Genomic DNA, 5,464 nt, shown 5'->3' with positions numbered 1-5,464 from the left:
GTGAAATATGTTGATTCTTATATCAATTTAATTGATGTAAATGCATTTCTTGATATTTTTGATAAAATCATGAACTCGCCATCTACTCATAATGTAATGACGAATATTCCATCGTCCAATTATAATCCAATGCTAAGAAACCATAAATACGATTCTAATTATTCAGATTACAGTATTTATCAGGATGTAGATTTAATAATCAATTCACATGATTTGAATGATGAAATGGAATTATTTATAGGTTCTGATGATAGTAATATTTCGGATATGCTGATTATTCGGGACAATATAACATTAATGAATCAAACATCTGATTTAAATACAATGCCTGATGTTTGTATTAATTCATTTGATATGGAATCTGATTTACAATTATCTGATGATGTAGGTAGTTGGCGTGATGCACAAGACAATTCTGATAAAACTTTAGTAATACAAAGTTTTAAATTTGGCCAACAGATTAATTGTTTATCAAGCAATATATCAGAAAATATTCAACCTACTTTTTATCATATGATTGGATGTGAATGTACTAACACCAGTTTCACTAAACAGTATAAAAGTTATGAAAATCTTCCAAAAGTTAGTGAATTTGATACCATTACCAGTGCTGAACAAGAAGATAACCACGATTATGTTCTCTTTAAAAAACATAATGTTATTTCTCCATTTATTGTAGAAAATACTTCTATTTTTGTATTATTTGGAGTAATTGAAATCAAAATCCCTTAAAAAAATTTTAGGGATTTTCCCACTATTTTTATAAAATATTTAAATTAATGAAAAATATTTTTTCTTAATTTTAAATATTGGGAATAATTTTTTTAGCTTGGATCTTATTATTTTTTAAAATAATGTATTGAATAATGGCATTTTAATATTGGAAATAATATCATTTAAAGCTAAAAACATTATTTCTAGTTTTTAAAGAGAATTAGGAATAAAAATTAAAATCGAGGTTTAATGAATGAAATTTAAAACTAAAATAATTATATTTTCATTACTCATATTGGTGCTGTCTATTTCAGCAGTAAGTGCACATGAAAATATAACCATAGATGGAAACGACGCAGTAAATGATATAATAGGTATTAATCATTTTGATGATGGGTTGGATGATAGCTTAGACGATTTGGATGATGATTCTGATTTAGATGATGAGGTTTATGATGATTCTGATTGGGAGGATGGTTCTGATTTGGATGATGAGGTTTATGATGATTCTGATTTGGATGATGGGGTTTATGATGATTCTGATGATTGGGATGATTCTGATTTGGATGATGGGGTTTATGATGATTCTGATGATTTTGATGACTGGGACGATGACTGGGATGATGATTCTGATTTAGATGATGAGGTTTATGATGATTCTGATGATTGGGATGATTCTGATGATTTTGATGACTGGGATGATGATTCTGATTTGGATGATGGGGTTTATGATGATTCTGATGATTTTGATGACTGGGACGATGACTGGGATGATGATTCTGATTTGGATGATGAGGTTTATGATGATTCTGATGATTGGGATGATTCTGATGATTTTGATGACTGGGACGATGATTGGGATGATTCTGATTTAGATGATGAGGATTATGATGATTGGGATGGTTCTGATTGGGATGGAAATTATACAAATTCATCTATAAAATTCTATAAATTGACTTATAATGCTCATGAACCATTTATCGCATATAAAACTACATCTTCACTTGATATCATGGCATCTGGTGATTCAGGTAGTGAAAAGGAGTGTGAAGACATGGGTGGTAATGATTCTGATGAGAGGTTAGATGATAATTCTGATGATTTGAATAATGATTCCCAAGAAGAGTCAGGCCTAGAAGATTCACAATCTTTTATGACAGCCTGTCCTGGAGCTTCAGCAAGTTTTGAAGTCCCTGATGTATTATCAGAAAATCATGAATCTGTTTCAAAAAGCATTAATCAAGATCAAAATCTCTTAGATGATGAAAAAGAAGATAGTGATAATGTTACTGATGATAAAGATTATGATGCAATAACTTTCTCATCTGATAATGAGTTGGATATTTTAGGTTTATTTATTTCCTTATTGCTTAGTATTATATTATTAATATAAGAATTCAAAAGGAAATGTTAAACTATGAAGTCTTTAGAAATCACATTATTTGCATTATTGGGAGTGTTGAACCTCCCTTTCATGTTTTTTTTTTCAATAGTTAATGAGGTAGGAACTCACGTGTTTTGTTCAATTAGATATTGCAATGACGAATATTTTTTAAAATTTCATGAAATTGATAGGTTAATTTTATATAAATATGAAAAATATAAGTTAATTCAGTGATATCATGAAGATTTTGAGAATAACGATTATTATGCTTTTTCTAGTAATGTCGGCTGGGGCTGTCTGTGCGGCGGATAACCTTTCTGACGATATTGCAGGTGATGATAATTCACATGTTCTAAATGCTGTGCAGGATGATATTTATTCTGCAGGAGAACCAAAAACATTCACTGATTTGAAAAATGACGTTTCCAATTCATCTGGTGTTTTTGATGTAATGAATGATTATAAGTTCAATAACGGCACTGACGATGCCAGTGAACCAATATATATTGAAAAGAATAATTTCATCATCAATGGTAATGGCCATACGATAGATGCTGGAAATCAGTCTGCAATATTTGGCATTAATGCAGTAAACGTGACAATAAACAATCTCACCCTTATAAATGCAAACTCTAACCGGGGAAGCGCCCTGATTATTTATAGTGGTTATAGCTTAACGACCAATAATGTTAATTTCATAAATAACACTGCAGATACTGGTGTTATTTTCGTTGGGGGAAATTATACAAGTAATTCTGACAGATTTAAGGATTCTTCATCTGCCAATTTTGGAACCATATATCTGGTTGATGGAAAGTCCACTTTTAATGATGCAGTCATGACAAGCTCTAAAATATTGGACTGGGGTTTTATATATACTGAAAATGATCGGGTTGAAATCTATATTTCAAATTCGACATTTGCAAACGCCACTTCCAAATATTCGACTGCAGTTAGAGGATTTAAAAAAACAGTAATCAGAAATTCAAAATTCATTAATTTGCATTCCCAAATCACTGCTGGAGCAATTGCCCTAAAGGAAATGGTATTGGCGGAAATTGTGGATTGTACCTTTGTCAATGTCACTTCCAAGAGAAATGCTGGTGCAATATTTGCCGATGCTAATGAAGAAAATTCAAGTGCGGTTTTTGTTGTTGATTCTAATTTCATAGATTGTTACTCCGGATTTGGAGGTGCAATACTTCAGCTTAAAGGTAATCTTACTGTGAACAGATGTAATTTCACCAATAATTCAGCACTATTTGATGGTGGTGCAATATATGTTTCATATGTTACTATTGTTGTAGCGAATTCAAGCTTCAAGCAAAATCATGCACAATATGATGGCGACAGAGGATCTTACGCCGGTGCAATCTATGGTGACGCATCCGGATTAAACATATGGGAGTCCAGTTTCATTAACAACTCTGCCCAATATGGCGGTGCAATATATAGCTACGATTCAGGTTATGACATTGATAAGTGTAACTTTGCTGACAATGTCAACCTGTACGGAGATTTAGATGATATCTACACAATGTTTGACTGGCCTGACCCTACTTTGAAAAACAATACCTACAGCAGTGAGTATTCATACAATACAAACAAAACAAGATATGCGTCAATCGTCGATACAAGCGGAATGAAATTGACTCTATTGAACAATAGCATTGACGTGTCCAAGGTCCCTTCCAAATTTGATTTGCGCGATTGGGGATGGTCCACACCAGTCAGAGACCAAGGCCGTATGGGATCCTGCTGGGCATTTGGAACTTCAGCGGCCATGGAATCAGCGATATTGAGATTTTTAGGCATTGACATGGACATTTCCGAAAGTAACCTCAGAGACCTTTCACTGCAATATTCACAATACGGAACAATCAAGACTTTGGAAGGATCGTCTGTATTTTCAGCTGTCCATTATGCTTTAAGCTGGTTTGGAGTTATTTCATCAGAATATGATGTTTATGACCAGTTGGGTAAAATTTCACCAATATTTGCAGCAAATGGCAGTGTCCATTTCCAGGATGTTGTTTATCTGCCGACCATCAGCAATGAAACAGGCATTGACTTAATAAAGAAGGCTATTTTAAAATATGGTGCTTTGACCGTTAATTATCATGCTGCACAGTCCGCTCCCTATCTCAATGTCAAAACTTCTGCACAATATATTAACGAATCATTTGTGGGTGACCATTCTGTTTCATTGATTGGTTGGGATGATTCCTATTCTGCAAGTAACTTTTTAATCACTCCTCCAGGAGATGGTGCATGGATAATCAAGAACAGTTGGGGAACAGATTATGGAGAAAAGGGTTACTACTATATCTCATATTATGACAAGACTTTTGCCATAAGCATGAAGCCAATGGCTTTCATTCTTGAAAATACTGTTGAATATAATAAAAATTACCAATATGACATTGGAGGTAAAGCATCTGAAATAGTCAATTCAACTGAAGCCATCAATAGTTATGTTGCAGTGGCAGATGATTTGATTGCGGGTGTCGGAACATATTTCAATGAAACTGGTGTTGAATATCTTGTCGAAATCTATGTAAATGATGTGTTGAGACTTTCTCAATCTGGTCTTTCACCGTTTGCAGGTTTCCACACAATCAAACTGGATTCATATGTTCCAATTGAACAGGGTGATAAATTTGATGTTTGCATTAAATCAAATTGGGTTCCTGCCCTAATAAATTCAAGGCAGAAGTATATGAATGGGACTTCAAAGGCTAAAATAGATGGCAAGTGGATTGATATTTCTTCAGAGGAGTCCATTTGTTCCATTAAAGCATATACTGTTGCGGATGATACTAAAATAATCAACAACAAGGACATTTCCGTTGATTATTCTGGCGGCAAATATTTTTCAGTTAAGGTTGTAACCGGAAACGGTCATGCTGTCGGTATTGGTGAGAAGGTCACATTCACTATCAACAAGGGTCTTGACAGCAAGCAAAGTGAATGTCAAAAAGACTGCAAAATCATTTACCTTAAAGGCAAAACTCAAAGTCAACGGAAAACTGGTTAAAGGCAAAGTTATAACCTTCAAGTTCAAAGGCAAAACATACAAGGTCAAAACAAATGCCAAAGGTATTGCACAAAAGAAATTGAACAAGAACGTTATCAAAAAGCTTAATAAAGGCAAGACTTATGCTGTTAAAGTGACTTACCTTAAGGACACTATAAAAACAGCTGTCAAAGTCAAATAGATGAATTTATTTCATCTATTCTTTTTTTTTCTTTGTTAATTGGACAAGACTATTTTTTTTAAGTTATTACTTTATTTTAACTATTTTTGATGTATCTATCTTTTTTTGAACACATTTCAAAAGATATGTATGATTTAATTTACATTTT

4 protein-coding genes are annotated in these 5,464 nt (G+C 33.1%); all 4 read left to right on the top strand.

The features are described from left to right. On the top strand, positions 1 to 732 hold a 732-nt coding region (locus QZU83_RS09970; RefSeq protein WP_295611844.1), incomplete at its 5' end, for a hypothetical protein. A gap of 235 nt (positions 733 to 967) precedes the next feature. Further along, complete coding sequence (locus QZU83_RS09965; protein ID WP_295611843.1) at positions 968 to 2,107, top strand: hypothetical protein; 1,140 nt, start codon at positions 968 to 970, stop codon at positions 2,105 to 2,107. 256 nt (positions 2,108 to 2,363) lie between these two features. Continuing rightward, positions 2,364 to 5,135 (top strand): C1 family peptidase, encoded by a 2,772-nt coding sequence (locus QZU83_RS09960; protein WP_295611842.1) that lies wholly within the window; start codon positions 2,364 to 2,366, stop codon positions 5,133 to 5,135. Beyond that, entirely contained in the window at positions 5,065 to 5,316 is a 252-nt protein-coding gene (locus QZU83_RS09955) for a hypothetical protein (RefSeq protein ID WP_295611841.1), read from the top strand. Before QZU83_RS09960 ends, QZU83_RS09955 begins: the two co-directional genes overlap by 71 nt. Positions 5,317 to 5,464: the final 148 nt, after the last annotated feature.

The sequence above is a fragment of the uncultured Methanobrevibacter sp. genome (assembly GCF_902771435.1).
In the GTDB taxonomy this organism is placed as follows: Archaea; Methanobacteriota; Methanobacteria; order Methanobacteriales; family Methanobacteriaceae; genus Methanocatella.
The sequence above is the reverse complement of the archived record's forward strand: the minus strand, read 5'-3'. Positions and strand labels throughout refer to the sequence as shown.

What these genes read in the sequence shown, in the direction of transcription:
- QZU83_RS09960 (WP_295611842.1), top strand. Translation starts at nt 2,364, where the DNA reads ATGCTTTTTCTAGTAATGTCGGCTGGGGCTGTCTGTGCGGCGGATAAC.
- QZU83_RS09965 (WP_295611843.1), top strand. Translation starts at nt 968, where the DNA reads ATGAAATTTAAAACTAAAATAATTATATTTTCATTACTCATATTGGTG.